The organism is uncultured Campylobacter sp. (assembly GCF_937981295.1).
Taxonomy (GTDB): domain Bacteria; phylum Campylobacterota; class Campylobacteria; order Campylobacterales; family Campylobacteraceae; genus Campylobacter_B.
In genome coordinates this window covers 43,687-61,812 of the sequence record NZ_CALJPC010000089.1, presented here as the reverse complement: position 1 = coordinate 61,812, position 18,126 = coordinate 43,687, and the positions used below count along the sequence as shown (strand labels likewise).

Below are 18,126 nucleotides of genomic sequence, written 5' to 3'. Positions count from 1 at the left end.
CTTGAATAGCGCGCTGGCTTATGCTTTGAAGCTTGAGGAAAGAGGCGATATTTACGGCGCGCTTCGCGCCTGCCGCGCTGCACTGCGCACAGATCCTAGCAATGCCGATATCGCAGTGCTTTTTGCGCGGCTAAATTTAAATCATCGAGTAAGCTCGGGCGTTAATATGGCGATGCTGGAGCGCTTTTTAAGCGTCGATGCGCGCAAACAAGCAGAATTTAAGAGGTGGCTAATTGATGTATGAAAATGAACTGGAAGATATCATCGAAGCAGTAAATGAGATGAAAGCACAAAAGCGCGTGCAAGATTTGGCAGTGCAGCAAGAGGGGGCTGTGAATGCAAACGGCGCTGAAGCAGAAGCGCAGGCTTCGCAGGATGCTTTAAGCCCCGCTTCTTTTGCGCCAGATCCCATTGCATCTGGCGCCTTAAATTCCACATCTGCACCGGATATCGCTTCATCAAACGCGCAAAATTTCACTTCCTTAGATACTAAAAATTCCACTTCGCGCTTTGTTTCATCGGACGCTTTAAATTCCACCCTAGATCGTTCAAATTTCATGGCGGGTGGTAGCTCTGCGCCTAGCAGCGTGGAATTTGCAGCGGACGCTACTTTAAAAAAATCTGCCGCAAAAGATGAAAATTTTACTTTTTCCAGCGAGGAGAATTTTAAAAACTCTGATCTTACAAGCAGTGAAAATTCCGTGGTTTCCGTCTCTTTAAATGGAGGAAATTTTATAAATTCCATTTCTGCAAGCGGCAAAGATTCCGTAAATACCGCCTTTGCAAGCGATGAAATTTTAAAAAGCTCTGCCGTGAAATTTGACGAAAGCTTGCGTGATTTATCAGGCATCGCAGGCGAAATTTACGATAGTCTAGGCAGTGATATGAATAGGTTTGTTTCGCCGCAAGGCAGGGACGCAAGCATACCGCGAAGCTCTGCCGAAAGTAAAGATTTTGAATTAGCGCTAAATTCTACGGATGACGACTCCCAAAGTAAGCAAGATTTGACGCCTCGTATTTTAGGCGCGCATTTTAAGGAGCTAAGTAATGACGATTTTGGGCCTGGCTCTGATTTCAAAGAAAACGAAGTTGACGATTATTTCAGCACAGCGCATCCTAAAAAGCAGGATTTAGCGTCACTTCAAGCTCAAAATTCCGCCGCGCTAGAGATCCGCAATGCTGCCGCACAGCAGCAAAATTTCGTTTCACAGCCGCAGAATTTTACGACGCCCAGGGTGCGAGGTGATGAGCTCGCCACGCCGCAGCTTCGCAATTCTGCCGCACAGGATATGCAAGCGGGAAGCCTTGCCTCTTATGGTGCTAAAAATTCCGCCACGTGCCATCCTGAAGCAGTGCGACATCTCGGGGCTGCGAGACAACCTCAAGCGGGTGATAAATCAAAATATCTCGCAAATGCAGATTTTAAAATTTCAAGCGAAGCGGAGTTTTTGAGCGCGATAAAAGAGCGAATTTTAGTGCTTTTTGAGGGGCTGAACGCTTTTGAGAAGGGCGATTTGAACGCGCGCGTGGAGCTAAATTTAAAATTTATGGAATTTTTGCTTGCAAGTATCGAAAACCGACTTGAAAATCTATCAAAATGACGATTTCATCGCGCTTTTAGATTATCTTAAAAAATTTAGCTCGCGTATCTATCTAGTAGGCGGTTGCGTGCGCGATCATTTTTTGGGGCGGGCGAGCGCTGATGTGGATGTGGAGCTTTACGATGTGGGACCGCGCCGTTTCGAGCAAATTATGCAGGACTTCGGCGCACAGGGCGTCGGCAAAAGCTACTTCGTCTATAAATACAAAAACTTCGATATCTCGCTTCCGCGCACCGAGAGTAAGACTGGCATCGGGCACAAGGGCTTTAGCGTCGCTTTGGCTACGGACGAACATGAGGCTAGCAGGCGGCGCGATTTTACGATCAATGCGATGATGATAGACGCTATAAGTGGTAAAGTACTCGATTTTTACGGCGGGCTTGCGGATTTGCATGCGAGGATTTTGCGAGTGGTTGATCCGCACACTTTCGTGGAGGATAGTTTGCGCGTATATCGCGCGGTGCAGTTTGCCGCAAGATTTGAGCTTCGCGCCGAGCCGCGCACCTTAGAGCTCATGCATAGTATCGACGCTAGCGATCTTAGTTGCGAGCGCATTAAAGCAGAGCTGATTAAATTTTTCCGTGCACCCATGCATCGATATGGGATGATGCTAATGCAAGAGCTAGGGCTTTACGAGCGGGTTTTTGGATTGCGGATTGATCCGCGCACGCACGAGCGACTGATGCAATTCATAGAGCACGGCGAATCTTTCGTGAGAAATGAAATGTTTTTTTTATACGCGTTTTTGAATTTTTTAGGATTAGATAAAAATAAGATTTTAAAGAATTTAGGGCTAAATTCTCTTTATAAAAGGCTACTTAGCGAGCCGTTTTTTAAGCGGGTAAGCGACGAGCGGCTATGTAAAATCGCTCTAAAAATGCCGCTTAAGCAGTGGCTCGGGCTGTATTGTAAAGGTAGGGTGCAAGCGGCGAAGCGGCTTGGGATTTGGGATAAGAAATTTAAAAGCTTGGTTTGCGCCGCGGATGTCGCTCGCAATCTGCGCGGCGCTGCGATCGGCAAGGAGATCAAGAGGCTGCAAGAAGCGGAGATTAGGGCGTTTGTAGCGGCTTTAAAAGCGTAAATTTAGAGAGATTTTTGTAAAATCGCCGTTTTATTTAGGAGCTAGTTTTATGAAAAAATTCTATCGTCGCGACGAAATTTACGCGTTTTGCAAGAATGCTGCGTCTTTGCAAAAATGCGCTTTTTGCTTTGATCGCAGGCGAAATCTCGTGATTTTTGCTGCACGAAATTTAAATTTTTGCAGCGTAAGATTTCATAGCGCAAAGCTTAGCTCGGTAGAATTTCACGACGCGGAATTTTACCTATTAAAATTTCATCCGTCGTGCCGCCACACGGAGAAAATCCACGAGGCGAAGTTTTATGGATCGAGAGAATTTCGCAGATCACATCGATGCGGCGAGAAATTATATGAGCCGTGCAGCAGCGATGCGGAATTTCACGGCTCGCATTACAGCGAGATGAAATTTTGCGGATTAGGACATTTTGGCACAAAATCTCACAGCCTGCGTCGTATTAAACGTATTAAAGCAAAATTTAGCGAGCCGTATCGCGCGTCCTGTGCTATGGGAGTAGCTGTCGCGCCGCACCATAGAAAGACGCAAGAGCCGTATTGCTGTGAGAAAAAATCTGACGTCCTGCAGCGTCGCAAAATCACGAACCTAAATTTTACTTCAAAGAATTTCGAATTATGGAATTTTACCCATTCAAATTTGCAAGGCTTTACCGCGCGAAATTCCAAGCCGCGTAATTTAGCTTTTCGAAATTCTAAATCTCAAAATCTCGCTTTGCGGAATTTTAAATTGCAAAATTCTGCTCATGCAAAATCGGTGATTTTTGATGTTTAATATCGTGTTAGTATATCCGCAGATCCACACAAACACCGGCTCCATCGGGCGTATGTGCGTCAATGCTGGGTGCTGCCTGCATCTGATCAAGCCACTTGGATTCGTCATCGACGATAAGCATCTGCGCCGTGCGGGGCTTGATTACTGGGCGAACTTGGATCTTAAAATTTGGGAAAATTGGGACGCGTTTATGGCGGCGAACGAGAAATTTAAGCAGCGCTTCTTTTTTGCGACGACGAAGACGAACAAGCTCTACTATGAGGCAAAATTTCAGCCGGGCGATTTTTTGATTTTCGGCTCGGAGGGGCACGGGCTGCCGCTTGAGATCATGCGCACAAATCGCGAAAACTGCATCACGATCCCGATGAGCGGGGCGGGGCGCAGTTTAAATTTAGCCACCAGCGTGGGTATCGTAACCTACGAAGCGATCCGCCAAAATATCGATAAATTCGACTTTAGGAGCGCGGTTTGCGAGTTTTAGCACTACTTTTTGCGATGTTTTTCTGCGGCGCGGGTGCTGCGGAGCTGAAAATCGCATCGTTTAACGTGCAAAATTTATTCGACGGCGTAAACGACGGCACGGAGTACGCGGACTTTGAGATCGGGCGCGGCTCATGGAGCGAGCAAAAATACGAGCGCAAGCTGCAAAAGGTGGCGGATGAGATAAGCGCGCTTAATGCCGATATTTTGGGGCTGCAAGAGATCGAAAACGAAGCTGTGCTAAAAGCACTTGCTCAGAAAGCGGGCTATAAATTCTACGCTTTTTCGCGCGCACAGACTGCACCTGCGGGCGTGGCGGTGATGTCGCGCATACCGATAAAATTTCAAAAAACTTACCGCCCAGTAGAGCTTAAAACTAGAGATATTTTGCGGGCGGATTTTGCGCTTGGCGGCACTGATTTTAGCTTTTATGTCGTGCATATGCTCTCTGCGCGCAATCCGCTTAGCGAGCGCAAGCGCAATTTCGCCTTTTTACGCGAGGTTTTGCAAGGGCACCAACGCGCTATCGTAGCGGGAGATTTTAATACGAATTTCGGGCGAAATTCTTTGCTAAACGAGCTTATCGAGCGCGACGGATTTAGTGATTTATGGGCGCTACATCCCTGCTCGCAGTTAAAGCATTTTGGCTCTTGTGAGTCTCATGAAAGCGGTGCGGTGCTCGATCATATCTTGCTTAGCGACGATTTTTTTAGTAGCGAGCCGGGATATAAAAAGGGCAGCTTCGCGTTTGCCAAATCCTCTCTCACTTCCGATCATTTCCCGATTAGCTTCATTCTGACAGACGAAGGCGCTTTAAAATCTACGCCGAAAAAGCAAGAATTTTTAGCTAAAAATATCGATAGCGCCGCAAAGACCGTCACGATAGAGGAGCTTTACGGGCGCATTATAAGTGAGCCTGTGCTGATAAAAGGCGTAGTCGTGAGTTTTACAAACCGCCATGGCTTTGCGATTTCTCAAGATGGAAGTGGAGTTTTTGTCTATGGCGGCAGCGGGCTACAGCTAGGCGATAAACTCGATCTGCTAGTAAAAAAGACGAAATTTTATAAGCAAAGCTTTGAAATCGACGATTTTGAGATCGTAGCTAGAAACGGCAACGTAGGCTCTATCACACCATACGTTTTGCCTAGCGCATCGGTGCGGCAGCTGCGCGCAGGAGATGTGATAAGCACGATCAAAGGCGACGTTGAAGACGGCATAATTGATCTAAAAAGCGCGGGCGAGTTTAGAATTTTTCGCAAAAGCGCTCCTGTACAAAACGGCAAAAATTTAGAATTTAAAAATGCCTATTTTACGATTTATAAAGGGCAAAAGGAATTTATAGTAGAATGATACACGCCGTTATAACCGCACTTTTCGTGCTTTTTATGATATTTATGATCGTAGGATTTAACCGCGAAATAATGGAGAAAAACGAAAAACGAAATCAACGAAAAAAGGATAAAGATGGAACTACTCATTGAGATTGGGGTCGAGGAGCTGCCTGCGATCCCGTTTTTAAAAGAGCGTGCGAATATCGCGCCAAAATGGCGCGCGGTACTTGAGGCTAACCGCATAAATAGCGACTTTCGCTTCGAATTTAGCCCGCGTAGATTTGTGCTATTTCACGAGGATTTTCCACAACGCGGCGATGATGCGCAGATCATAAGCACGGGCGCGCCAAAATCCGTCGCGCTCAAAGACGGCGCGTGGAGCCCTGCAGCGCTAAGTTTTGCTAAAAAATGCGGCATAAGCGAAAGCGAGCTGGAATTTCGGCAGATAGGCGGCAAAGAGGTGCTCTACCACGCTGCGGTGCAAAAGGGGCGTGATAGTCGTGGAATCCTAGGCGAAATGATAGAGGAGTTTTTACGATCGCTAAATTTTGGACGCGCAATGCGCTGGGGTAGCGGCGAGTTTGAGTTTATCCGTCCGATAAGAAGCATAGCCTGCGTTTTGGGCGGTCAAAACGTAGATTTTGAAATTTATGGCGTGCGAAGCGCGGCTGCATTTTTTCCGCACAGAAAATTTGGCTATGAAGCGATTAAATTTAAAGACGCCGCAGATTATTTTGCACTGCTGGAGCGTAACGGCGTAATTTTAAGCGAGCAAAAAAGAAAAGATAAAATTCTAAGCGAGTTTGTAAAGCTCGAGAAAAAGCATGGTTTTAAGATTGAGGTCGATCCTGCGTTGCTAGATGAAGTAACGGCGATCACCGAGTATCCGACGGCGCTGCTAGGCAGCTTTGAGCGAGATTTTTTAAGCGTGCCAAAAGAGGTCATTATCACTTCGATGAAGGAGAATCAGCGCTATTTTCCCGTTTTCGAGGATAAAAACTTAAGCAATCACTTCGTTGTCGTTAGTAATGCGATAACCAATGATGACGAGCTTGTAGTACGCGGTAATGAAAAAGTTTTACGCGCGCGCCTAAGCGATGCTATGTTTTTTTGGAAAAGCGATTTGCAAGCGGAATTTAGCCCTGAAAAACTTAAGCAAATTTCCTATATGCAAGCCCTTGGCTCGGTTTATGATAAGCAGGTGCGCGAGCTAGCTGTAGCAAGGGCACTGAGCGCGGATTATGCTACGCAGATTGAGGCGGATATCGGCAAAAAGGATTTTGCGCGGGATGTGGAAAATGCCGTAATGTTTAGTAAAGCAGATCTTAGCAGCACGATGGTGGGCGAATTTAGCGAGCTTCAAGGCATTATGGGCAGCTACTATGCCGCACACGCTGGACTGACAGATCATATATGCCGCGCGATACGCGAGCAATATCTGCCTAGCGGCGAGGATAGCGAGCTGCCAAGCGGTGTATTTAGTAGCGTAATCGCTGTGGCGATGAAATTTGAAACGCTCCTGGGGCTTTTTAGTATCAATAAAGTTCCAAGCGGCAATAAAGATCCGTATGCACTTCGCCGCGCAGCTACGGGGCTAATTAAAATTTTACTAAATCAAGGATTGAGCTTTGATGCGAATGCGCTGGCGCAAAAGCTGGCGCCAAATTATAAGAAATTTGACATTTCTAAGCTATTGGATTTTATAAAAGATAGGTTATACGGAATTTTTGACGAGATAAATCCGTCCGTGATCAAGGCGTGCATCGCAAGCGGCGAAAACGATCTATTACTACTAAGCAAGGCCATAAAGGCGCTGGGCGAGATCGCAGCAGCAGCGGATTTCGGAGAGAATTTCGCAACTTTTAAGCGCCTAGCCAATATCATCAAGGACGAAAAAATAGGCGCGGTGGACGAAAGCCTATTCGAACACGACGCTGAGCGTGCGCTAAATGCGGCGTTCAGGGCGATTAAGCTCAACGAAAACGATGTGAGTGGGTATCTGCGCTCACTATTTGGGCTTAAAGACGTGATTGATAATTTTTTCGATAATGTGATGATAAACGTCCAGGATGCCGCGATACGCGCAAATCGTATCGCAAATATCGGGCAAATTTATCGCGCGTTTTTGCAGTTTGCCGATATCAAAGAGATAGGATTTTAATTTTACTTAGAGCTCATTTGCCCAAGGTTTGCGCGAACCTTGGGCAAAATTTTACCGCGCAAAGGAGCGCAAATGCTAATCATCAACGCAAAATTACCAACTAAAAATCTAAAAATCACAAAATCTCTCTCGCAGCTGATTCAGGGCTTTCTTTATCGCTATCTGCCGGCTTCAGAGCACGTAGGATATAGGCACGAATCAAGCGGTAAAATTTTTAAACGCACGGTGTTTGATTTTATCTTGCGAGGAGAGGACTTGCGCGTGCGATTTACTTCATGCGAGCCGGAGTTTGAACGTAAAATCGCGCTAGCAGTGCTAAAAGACGGGCTAAGCTTGGGTGAAATTCTATTTACGCAAACTACCGTCGAAGCAAAAAATCATAAAATTTGCGAGAACGAAGCTATTGTGCAAGGCTACGTGGCATGCGCAGTAAGCGGGCTTTTGGGGCATAAAGTCTATTTGCAGCCGCAAGATAGCAGGCATTTAGAGATGATGAAGACGAATATTTTACAGCGATTTGAAACGATTATGGGGCAAAAATATGATGGCGAAATGGAGTTAAATTTATTGTGGCAAAAGCCGGGTGAATCTGCGAAATTCTATTACGGCAACAACCGCGAGCCGGTATATGCGTGGCAAGCAAGATGGAAAATTGTAGCTAATGCAGAACTAATCAATTTGGTCCTTGGTACGGGTGCTGGAAGCGGGTGCATGAACTACGGAGTAGGGGTTTTGGAGGTTGTAAAGCAAGACTGCATTAAAGCACAAATTTCAAATCCTAAAAAGGATGATTGCTTGCTTTAAAACAGATTGTATAATAAAAATTTAAAAAAGGCAAATTATTTCATTAAAACACAATAACTATTGACAATATAATTAAAATTAGTTATAATTCACGTATATTTTAGAAAGGATAAATTTTGGGCGATATAGTTAAAATTTTTTCTAGTATCGGCGAAATTTACGACAAACAAAAAACTAAAATTAACAACAAGAGCTACGAATACGATGCTATTAAAATTTATCTTTGTGATATTAAAAGTAAAGAAATATCGGTAAATAACAATATTTCAAGAGACGATTTAATAGTTTGTAGATTTGGCATAGGCGCGAATTCTGGCAATTTGTTCCCTAATGTCCAATTCATTAGCAAAGCCGTAAAAGACGATACTCCTAAATTTATAAAAGGAATTTTAAAAGCCGTAAAAAATATGCTCTCTTGCTTCAATCCTGACGATATCAAAAATGATAAAATATTAACGGATTTATCTGGCTTAAACGAGAGCTTTTTTGATGATATTTTAAGTGAAATTACAACTCTACAAGAAGAGCCTAAGAAAAAGGGCATGAAAGTAGCTACTTTTTTTGCATTATCTTGGGAGGGTAGACCGATTTCAGCGTATTTCAAAAATATTTTTACGAGTCATTTAAGCGATAGCGATAATAGTAAAACTACCAAAATTTATGGTTATGATATGCTTACAAATAGTATGGGTATCGGTGGAGATGCGAATTTAGCGTTTTGTTCTGTAAATGAGCTACCGACTGCTTTGCAAGACATTAAAGTTAGATTACTACCTCTAAATAGCGCTAATGCAAATTTGGTTAAAAACGGTTTTATGGTAATTGATAAGGAATTATCTTTTAATTTTTATGGGGATAAAATGGCGGTCTTACCAACGTTAATGGTAAATGATACAAATTTATTAGAAAAAATAGTGGAAATTTTAAAAGATCCGAGCGAAAAGAAAAAAGATCTGCAAGGCATACAAAATATCGAAGAAAGTATTAATTACGAGTTGGAATCCGTAGCTAAAGCGCAAGCAAATATGCCCGTGCTAAATACAATTCTATTTTATAAAAAAAGCAATGCTGCAGTTAATGTATTATTGCAAATAGATGATGTATTGCCGTCTTATATTTCTAAAATTTCCGATTTAATGGGTAGATATAACATTAGGGCGATTAGGCGAAAAGATAGTAAAGATCAACAAGACGATACTATTTACATGCAAAATTTATTTCTTAAAAACATCGATATTATGGATTTTTTATTATCGCAAAATAGGATGAATTTAGATGATATGATGGAAAAATATGCTGCTTTGATTTATAAAGGCAATATTAACTCTAGTTATGCGTCAAAAATAGAGTGGGGATTTTATTTTAATTGCGTTAAGACATATCAAAATAGAAGTATAAAAAGTATCGAAAAATATCAAAATTTCTTTAATGAAATAGGTGCTTTAAATGGAAAAATATCATTTGCAAGGGAGGTTAATTTGCAAGGCTTAAGCGATAAAAAAGAGCTAATAAGCTCGATTTTGAAAAATAGCGAATTTCTAAAAGATAATGAAGTATTGCAGAGTGCATATTTGCTAGGAATGATGTCCGCAGGGTTGATAAATCGCCAATTTGCTATTAGCAAAAATAGTTCATTCGAAAAATGGCTGAATAATGCCGGCTTAATTACGAAAGAACTTTTAGAACGAATTTGGACCAAGTGCGATGAAACCAATAAAAAACTCTCCAATGTATCGCGAGGAAAAAGAAGCGCTAATATAGAAATCATGCGTGATATTTTGATTGGAATTTTACCAAGTGCGTTTTTATCTCAAAAGCGAGTTAAGAGCGCTTATGTAACGCTGGCTTTTGCTATGGGCGGAAGTGATTTTACGAAATATATTAAAGATAACACTCAAGGAGACGAGTAATGAAAAAGAAGGAAATTCTATTTCTTTGGGACGGCGAAAATTTTAATCCAAACGGCGATATGCTAAGAGATAACGCTCCTAGGATAGACGATGAGACGGGTATAGCAGAAGTTACTGATGTACGTATAAAGCGAACAATTAGAGATGAAATTATGAAAAAAGACGAAAGTACGATTTTTATTAAAGAGTATAAAAGAGATGAAAATATCTTAGATTGCAAAAGCGCAATACGTGAAGTAATTAACGTTAAGCAAGAAAAAATCGAGATTGAAAAAGAAATTTTATCTAAATTTATCGATATTCGCGCATTTGGTGGAGTTTTGCCAATATCGGATAAAGACGAGATGAAAAAAGAAGGCATAAAAACGGCAGGAATTCAATTTGTCGGACCCATTCAGTTTAGAATGAGCAGATCGCTTCATAGAGTTGCGGTAGAGCATATAAAAGGCACCGGCGCGTTTGCAAGCGGTAGCGATAAGGCAAATAAAACGTTTAGAGAAGAAGATTTTTTAAATTATGCAATGTTTACAACTTACGGAATAGTGGATAATCATAGTGCAAAGATTACAAATTTAAGTGAAGATGATGTAAAAGTGATTTTAGGCGCGCTCTGGAGCGGGACTAAAAATTTAATTACTCGCACGAAAATGGGTCAGATGCCTAGATTTATGCTAGTAATTACATATAAAAATGATACTTTCGCTGGAGATTTAAATAACTGTGTGGCTATAAATAGTAGCAAAGAAGACATAGAGATAAGAAGTATAAATGATTTTACGATTGATTTTTCTAGATTAAAAGCTAAACTTACCAGATACGCGCAAGAGATCGAAAAAATAGAGTATATGAGCGATTTTGACTTCGAGCAAAATAACAGATCACAATTTGATAGTAATTGGATAAAAATAGGATTTTAAATGGATATAATAGCTTTTGAGCTATCGGGAGATTATGCGCATTTTTCTCATCCGGCTACTATCTACTCGTCTCTTACATACCCGGTGCCGCCAAAGACTGCCATCATGGGGCTTTTGGGAGCGATTATAGGTGAAATGAATTATTTTAAACTTAACGATATAGGTTATAGCGTTATTTTAAATTCGCAATTTCACAAAAAAACTATGATTTTTAACGGTATAAAATTTGCTCTATCGTCAAGTATGCATATCGAACAAGGCTATCAAGATTCTAGCGAGAAAAAGCAGTTTTATAAAGAGCTAATAAAAGATCCTAGATATATCATATTCGTTGATTTAAGTGCTTTAAACGCTTCTTATAAAGAAAAGATAATCGACAGCTTAAAAGCTCACAAATGTGTCTTTACACCATATTTAGGTATAAATTTTTGTATAGCGGATTTTAAATATATCGAGATAAAAAATTGTGAATTGGTGCGTGAAAAGGAAAGTTTTATAGATACGTTCGTTTTGATGGACGATTTTATATTTGATGCACAAAGCTTTGATATCAGACTTACTACGGCTCGAATGGCTTGCGGATGCAAAGAGGATCGAATTTTTAAGGATTTTAAAGATTTTGTTATTAAGTTAAGTGGCAATAGTCAAATCAAAGCAAAGAATAGAGGAAATATTTATCAAATAAATGACTACAAGGTCTATTTTGCAAAGTGAGCCGCTATCGCATCCTAATAAACTGCTAATAAAGCATATAACAAATATGCTTGCTAAAACGGATAATAGGCTTTTGCAATGCGTTAAAATTTATCACGATATAGCTAAGCTAAAAACTAATTTTCAGATTTATATAAAAAATCCTACCGAAAAAATTGCAGATAAAAATCATGCTTTATTATCCGCTTACATATTTTTACTAAATTCAGAATTTAATGAGCTAGATACGGCTTTTGGGTTTTTATCCATCGTATCACACCATGGAAATGTAGAAAATTTTTGTGAGCTTACAACGCAAAATAAAAATTTCGGTAAATATTTTGAGAGCTCGAGAGAGCTAGGCTTTTGGGATGAAGTCTTAGATAAAGCTTTAGGTTTAGAAATTTACAAAGATATTAAAAGGGATAAAAATGAGCTTTTAATTAAAGCTAAACATTTAAGAGAATACTTCAAATTTGCGAAAAAGAAGTTTGATTACGATGACTTTTTAAATTTCAAAGACATATTTTCGTCGCTTATTTATAGTGATAAATATGAAGCTATTTTTAATCAAAGAATTCCTGTTTCTAAACCGGCGAATTCTAATACGATCGAAAAATATATCAAAGTCCTAGAAAATCGTAAGCCAAATGAAAAAAGAAGCGAGTTTAGAAAATTCGTTTTAAATAATTTCGATGTAAATCATAATCTTTTTACTTTAACTGCGCCTACGGGCTACGGCAAGACTTTGACTGCGCTAAATTTTGCCGCCAAATTTAATAAAGAACGTATTATTTATGTGCTGCCGTTTACGGCTATCATAAATCAAGTTTATGATGAGATAAAAGAGATTTTCAAAGACGATAAAAATATATTAATTCATAAAATTCATCACAAAACTACGATAGATGAAGGCACTCCGCAAGATCGCTATTCTAGAGTTAAATTTTTGATGGATTCCTTTAGCGGAGATATTAACGTAACTACGCTATATCAATTTATATTTGCACTCTTTGGAAACAAAAATAAAGATAGCGTAAAATTTAACCGATTAAAAAATAGTGTAATAATAATCGATGAGGCGCAGGCGGTACCGTATAAGTTTAGGGCGGATTTTATGAAACTTTGCGAGATGTTGGCGGAAAGATTTGGCTGCATTTTTATCTTTATGTCCGCTACGATGCCTATTGTTGATACGACTAAATTTAAAGAAATTTCAAATTTAGATTATTTCAAAGATCAAAATAGATACGTTTTAAAGTGGTTTGATGGCAATGAGAGTGCTTTAAAAGACAAGATTAAACAGTTAGCAAAAAGCAAAAATACACTAGTCGTCGTAAATACCATTAAAAAAGCCCAAGAGCTATTTTTGGAATTTTACGATGAATTTAAAGTTTTTTGCCTAAACGGATATATGTGCGATGATCACAAACGAAAAAATATCGAAAATATAAAAGATGCAATTGCAAAAAATAAAAGTGGGTGCGGTGATCCGATCTTGCTAATTTCTACACAGTCTATCGAAGCTGGCGTGGATTTGGATTTTGATGTCGGATTTAGAGAGATAGCGCCCATTAGCTCGATTATCCAAACCGCCGGTCGTATAAATAGAAATTTCACAGCTCTGGGAGAATTATACGTATTTAACGATATTTGCGACTATTCCGATCTCATTTACGGTGATTTAAAACGCATTAGCGATACTATTTTGGTAAAAATTCTAAAGCAAAGAGATATCATCGAAAGCGAAATTTTAGATATTTCCACTAGGTATTTCAGCGCCATAAAGCAAAGCCTAGAAAGTTTATTTTTGGCGGAGCAGATGCGAGAGCTCGGATTTTACGATATAAACGAAAAGATTAGCGAGGCGATGGATGATAGACTTAAAATTTTAGTAATAATTGAGCCAAAAGAAGATTATATTAAAAAATTTCAAAATGAAATTTTTGAAATCAATAGGCTTGATATGGACAAATTTAATAAGAAAGATATATTTACGAATACTATTAAGAAAATTAATAGATTTGGTGTAAATATCACAGAATTTGATGCAAAGCGTTTAAATATAAAGCGTATTGATGGGCTAAAAGATGTCTATTATTTACCATTCGGTGATACTTCGTACAATAATAATTTCGGGATTAAAAAGGATGCCGCCTTAAATCTCAAGAATGAGTTTTTCGACTAATGTTTTGCAAAGACCAAATCACCGGCACGCTTGTGAATTATTACATCACCTGTAAGCGCGAGGCGTGGCTTTACGCACACAATATTCACGCCAATCAGGAGGATGAAAACATGCTGATGGGCAAGGCGCTAGCGGATATCAAAGAGAACGGTTTGCAGGACTTTGCATTTTCAAATTTGAAATTTGATAAGCTTTCCAAGCAGCGCGGACATTATCTCATCACCGAATATAAAAAGAGCCTAAAAAATCCAGAAGCAGGCAAGATGCAGCTACTTTTTTATATCTATCTTTTAAAAACAGGCTTAAATTTAAAAGAGGTGAAAGGCAAGCTAATTAGCGGCAAAACCGTCATAGCCATTGAGGATAATGCCGAAAATTTCACTAAAATCGAAACAATTCTAAACGACATTATCGCCCTTGTGAACGAGTCAAAGCCGTCTAAATTTAGCCCGCAAAAGATTTGCGAGAGTTGCGCTTATCGTGATTATTGCATTTAGGAGATAGAATGTACGCTATTTTATTTTACGATATTTCAAGCAGCGGCGAAAAGGAGAAAAATAACGCCGCGCGCGTCCGAAAGGCGGTCGAGAAGTTTCTGCCTCGCGTGCAATTCAGCGTTTTTGAGGGTGAAATCAGAGCGAGCGATCTTAAAAAATTAATGGCGATTTTGCAAAAAGAATGCTCTAGCAAGCTTGATTCGGTAGTAATTTATACTTTTAATTCGCTCAAATATTCACAGCGCCTCGTCATCGGATGCGATAAAAACGAGGCAATATTCAGCTAAAATTTAAGGATAAAGTATGCAAAAATCGGATCGCACGCATTTTATTTTGAGCCCAGGCCGATTGCGCCGCAAAGATAATAATCTATACTTCGATAAATTTAACGACGAGGGCGGAATTCTAACTAGTAAAATTTTGCCGATTAACGCAATTGATGAAATTTATATTTTGGCGCGGGTAGAGCTTGACACTTATGCTATGGCGTTTTTGGCTGATAATAACATTTTGTTGCATATTTTTAGTGCCTATCAGAGCTTTCGCGGCAGTTTTTTCCCGAATACTTCAAATTCTGTAAACAAAAGCGGCTTTGTGCTTTTGGCGCAGCTGCGGGCTTTTGACGATCTTTCTAAGCGCCTTTTTATCGCTCGCGAGATTACTCGCGTTCGCATCTTAAATGCAGCCATTAATTGCAAGGCTTACGGCGTTTCGCTCGATACTGCGCCGCATCTGGATGCCCTAGCCCTAGCGCGCGCCTGCGACATAGCAGCGGTAATGGCAGTGGAAGGCGGCTTTGCCAAGCGGTATTTCGCGGCCTGGAACGAAATCATCGAGGATCAGCGCAGTTTTAAATTTACGACACGCTCCAAACGCCCGCCGGCGGATAAAATTAACGCTCTCATTAGCTATGTAAATACGCGCATTTATAACGTCTGCCTCAGCGAAATTTACAAAACCGAGCTTGATCCGCGCATCGGCTTTTTGCACGAGCCAAACTACCGTGCGCTAAGTCTGCATCTTGATCTTGCAGAGATTTTTAAGCCTATTTTAGGCGATAGATTAATTTTTGGAATGTTAAATAAACGCGAGATTGCGGCAAAAGATTTTGAAACGGATGCGGGGCGTATTCGATTTGGTCGAGAAGCGGTGCAAAAAATCGAGCTAAAAATGATTGAGAAACTATCATCTTGCGCGAACGTAGCGGGACAGAGCTTAACCTGGCGTCAAATTATCCGTCGCGAGGCTAATCAAATTAAAAAATACGTCTGTGAAGGCGTGCCTTACGAGGGGCTGGTATGGCGATAGGTCTCAGGGCTTCGAGCTTAATTTATGCTTTTTTAATCTTAACTAGAATCACTTACGCCTATAGATTACGCCCTCTTAAAATGCATGTGCTTTTGAAATAAATTTGATCTGAAGCACGGAACGGCGAACGAATTGGCTTTAAAAACGCATATGCTTTTAAAATTTCAGCTTTTTTTTGTTGTTCATACTTCGATTTTTGAATATCTTTATATTTAGATTTTAACATTTGCACTCACGATACATATAGATAGCGATAAAGTTGCTTTTAAGATTTTGAAATGCCGAAATCTTGGGCATTGAGCAATCGGCGCTTTTTTAAATTTAGTCCATTTTAAGGCATAAAAATATATACTCCTAACACTTTCTACCTAGAAAAATAGCAAAATTCGTGCTGTAGAATTCCATCCCGTTGGGAATTGAAACACAAGCCCTACAAGCTAGCCGAAATCAAATACGGGTAGAATTCCATCCCGTTGGGAATTGAAACTATCTCTGCAAGAATCCGCGCTCGATCATCTCATTGTAGAATTCCATCCCGTTGGGAATTGAAACGCTTCCTTATGCTTTCTAGGTTAATCGCGCACTTCGTAGAATTCCATCCCGTTGGGAATTGAAACAGGCAATGAGCAGCTCAAAGCAAGGCGTAATAGATTGTAGAATTCCATCCCGTTGGGAATTGAAACTTCCTTTCGGCGTATTCGTAACTAGCAAAGACGGCGTAGAATTCCATCCCGTTGGGAATTGAAACCCCAGCATTTGGCTCAATATCTGCGCTTTTGCGTAGAATTCCATCCCGTTGGGAATTGAAACGATCGCATTTTGCTACGATTTGTTTCCATTCAGCGGTAGAATTCCATCCCGTTGGGAATTGAAACAATTTTGTTGTTCTCTACCAATACCTACGTGCCTAGTAGAATTCCATCCCGTTGGGAATTGAAACAGCGAATACGACGGCGATTATAAGATCACCCAACTAAGTAGAATTCCATCCCGTTGGGAATTGAAACCTCATAAATCAAAAGGGCATAGCCCAAAAGGAGAGTAGAATTCCATCCCGTTGGGAATTGAAACGCTCCTCTACGACGTGCGTGGTTATCGCGCCGTCGTAGAATTCCATCCCGTTGGGAATTGAAACGGCGATAGGAATTTCATTTGCGAATATAAATCGAGTAGAATTCCATCCCGTTGGGAATTGAAACGAGCTTGAGGGTATCGGTGTAGTTGCCCCCGCTCTGTAGAATTCCATCCCGTTGGGAATTGAAACGAGGCTATGAGAGAAGCAAAGAAACAAAAGGAGGGTAGAATTCCATCCCGTTGGGAATTGAAACGTGAATTTGTGCCGTTTAAAAAGCTCGAGCAGCTAGTAGAATTCCATCCCGTTGGGAATTGAAACAAATTCGCTCATCCGCTTTGAACAACGCCCTAAATTGTAGAATTCCATCCCGTTGGGAATTGAAACGCCAATAACTCCTACGACGACGCCGATAAGATAGTGTAGAATTCCATCCCGTTGGGAATTGAAACTCGTTGTTCTGCGGCACAAAGGGGAGGGATTTGGGTAGAATTCCATCCCGTTGGGAATTGAAACCAATATGCGCCATACTTATGCTACGAACATGCTTTAGTAGAATTCCATCCCGTTGGGAATTGAAACTACCATATACAACGCCTACACCCACTCAAACCAAGTAGAATTCCATCCCGTTGGGAATTGAAACGGCTGCTTGGTAACTAGAGAGCTTATAAAAATCTCAGTAGAATTCCATCCCGTTGGGAATTGAAACGAAGTTGGGATCTATCCAAGAGCGAGTTAGAGTGCCCTGTAGAATTCCATCCCGTTGGGAATTGAAACCACAGAATTCTAATGATGAGCTCTTGCTCTTTTAGTAGAATTCCATCCCGTTGGGAATTGAAACTAAAAGCTATCTGTGAAAATGAAGCTGATAGCGCGTAGAATTCCATCCCGTTGGGAATTGAAACTCAAATGCCCTTGTAATGGGTGTTTGGTTGCAGAGTAGAATTCCATCCCGTTGGGAATTGAAACTACGTCTAAGAATTCAGACGTAACGATAAAACACTGTAGAATTCCATCCCGTTGGGAATTGAAACTCAAAACGGCACCGCCACTCAAAACAGCTACGAGTGTAGAATTCCATCCCGTTGGGAATTGAAACATAATAGATCCGAGAGCCAAGGACGGCGACGATGGTAGAATTCCATCCCGTTGGGAATTGAAACTAGAGCTGTAGAACCTGCTCGTCGTCTTATTACTAATGTAGAATTCCATCCCGTTGGGAATTGAAACTTGATTTTTCCCGGGAAGCCTAGTGCTAGGGTCGCGTAGAATTCCATCCCGTTGGGAATTGAAACA

The 18,126-nt window shown here is 40.8% G+C and carries 16 protein-coding genes and 1 CRISPR repeat array (1 of these 17 only partly in view); all 16 genes read left to right on the top strand.

Going from position 1 to position 18,126, the window contains the following annotated elements; all coding sequences use genetic code 11:
* The first annotated feature begins 1 nt into the window (after position 1).
* The 16 genes from Q0135_RS09350 (at position 2) to cas1 (ending at position 15,755) form a co-directional block, all read left to right on the top strand.
* Positions 2-244: a tetratricopeptide repeat protein gene (locus Q0135_RS09350; RefSeq protein ID WP_297990019.1), complete on the top strand. Its 243-nt coding sequence runs from the start codon at positions 2-4 to the stop codon at positions 242-244.
* Positions 237-1,601 carry a hypothetical protein gene (locus tag Q0135_RS09345; protein WP_297990017.1) on the top strand — a complete coding sequence of 455 codons (1,365 nt, stop codon included), beginning with the start codon at positions 237-239 and terminating at the stop codon, positions 1,599-1,601. Before Q0135_RS09350 ends, Q0135_RS09345 begins: the two co-directional genes overlap by 8 nt.
* On the top strand, positions 1,561-2,682 hold the full coding sequence (locus Q0135_RS09340) for a CCA tRNA nucleotidyltransferase (RefSeq protein WP_297990016.1): 1,122 nt from the start codon (positions 1,561-1,563) through the stop codon (positions 2,680-2,682). The genes Q0135_RS09345 and Q0135_RS09340 overlap by 41 nt, the downstream gene beginning before the upstream one ends.
* 49 nt (positions 2,683-2,731) lie before the next feature.
* Positions 2,732-3,466 carry a hypothetical protein gene (locus tag Q0135_RS09335; protein WP_297990015.1) on the top strand — a complete coding sequence of 245 codons (735 nt, stop codon included), beginning with the start codon at positions 2,732-2,734 and terminating at the stop codon, positions 3,464-3,466.
* A complete protein-coding gene (locus Q0135_RS09330; RefSeq protein ID WP_297990013.1) occupies positions 3,459-3,947 on the top strand; it encodes a tRNA (cytidine(34)-2'-O)-methyltransferase in 489 nt (162 codons plus the stop codon). The genes Q0135_RS09335 and Q0135_RS09330 overlap by 8 nt, the downstream gene beginning before the upstream one ends.
* Positions 3,935-5,296: an endonuclease/exonuclease/phosphatase family protein gene (locus Q0135_RS09325; protein WP_297990011.1), complete on the top strand. Its 1,362-nt coding sequence runs from the start codon at positions 3,935-3,937 to the stop codon at positions 5,294-5,296. Before Q0135_RS09330 ends, Q0135_RS09325 begins: the two co-directional genes overlap by 13 nt.
* Positions 5,293-5,427, top strand: coding sequence for a hypothetical protein (locus Q0135_RS09320; RefSeq protein WP_297990009.1), 135 nt, complete (start codon positions 5,293-5,295; stop codon positions 5,425-5,427). The genes Q0135_RS09325 and Q0135_RS09320 overlap by 4 nt, the downstream gene beginning before the upstream one ends.
* On the top strand, positions 5,411-7,438 hold the full coding sequence (glyS, locus tag Q0135_RS09315) for a glycine--tRNA ligase subunit beta (protein WP_297990007.1): 2,028 nt from the start codon (positions 5,411-5,413) through the stop codon (positions 7,436-7,438). Before Q0135_RS09320 ends, glyS begins: the two co-directional genes overlap by 17 nt.
* A gap of 72 nt (positions 7,439-7,510) precedes the next feature.
* A complete protein-coding gene (locus Q0135_RS09310) occupies positions 7,511-8,242 on the top strand; it encodes a CRISPR-associated endoribonuclease Cas6 (RefSeq protein ID WP_297990006.1) in 732 nt (243 codons plus the stop codon).
* Positions 8,243-8,358: 116 nt separating this feature from the next.
* Complete coding sequence (locus tag Q0135_RS09305; RefSeq protein WP_297990005.1) at positions 8,359-10,152, top strand: TM1802 family CRISPR-associated protein; 1,794 nt, start codon at positions 8,359-8,361, stop codon at positions 10,150-10,152.
* Positions 10,152-11,069: a type I-B CRISPR-associated protein Cas7/Csh2 gene (gene cas7b / locus Q0135_RS09300; RefSeq protein ID WP_297990003.1), complete on the top strand. Its 918-nt coding sequence runs from the start codon at positions 10,152-10,154 to the stop codon at positions 11,067-11,069. Before Q0135_RS09305 ends, cas7b begins: the two co-directional genes overlap by 1 nt.
* Complete coding sequence (gene cas5, locus Q0135_RS09295; protein WP_297990001.1) at positions 11,070-11,783, top strand: CRISPR-associated protein Cas5; 714 nt, start codon at positions 11,070-11,072, stop codon at positions 11,781-11,783.
* Positions 11,773-13,950 (top strand): CRISPR-associated helicase Cas3', encoded by a 2,178-nt coding sequence (cas3, locus tag Q0135_RS09290; RefSeq protein ID WP_297989999.1) that lies wholly within the window; start codon positions 11,773-11,775, stop codon positions 13,948-13,950. Before cas5 ends, cas3 begins: the two co-directional genes overlap by 11 nt.
* Positions 13,950-14,447: a Dna2/Cas4 domain-containing protein gene (locus Q0135_RS09285; RefSeq protein ID WP_297989997.1), complete on the top strand. Its 498-nt coding sequence runs from the start codon at positions 13,950-13,952 to the stop codon at positions 14,445-14,447. The genes cas3 and Q0135_RS09285 overlap by 1 nt, the downstream gene beginning before the upstream one ends.
* A gap of 8 nt (positions 14,448-14,455) precedes the next feature.
* Positions 14,456-14,734 (top strand): CRISPR-associated endonuclease Cas2, encoded by a 279-nt coding sequence (cas2, locus tag Q0135_RS09280; RefSeq protein ID WP_297989995.1) that lies wholly within the window; start codon positions 14,456-14,458, stop codon positions 14,732-14,734.
* Positions 14,735-14,750: 16 nt separating this feature from the next.
* On the top strand, positions 14,751-15,755 hold the full coding sequence (gene cas1 / locus Q0135_RS09275) for a CRISPR-associated endonuclease Cas1 (protein WP_297989993.1): 1,005 nt from the start codon (positions 14,751-14,753) through the stop codon (positions 15,753-15,755).
* A 393-nt stretch (positions 15,756-16,148) separates the two neighbouring features.
* Positions 16,149-18,126: direct repeats of the CRISPR family, unit length 30 nt; unit sequence GTAGAATTCCATCCCGTTGGGAATTGAAAC; it runs 853 nt beyond the window's last position.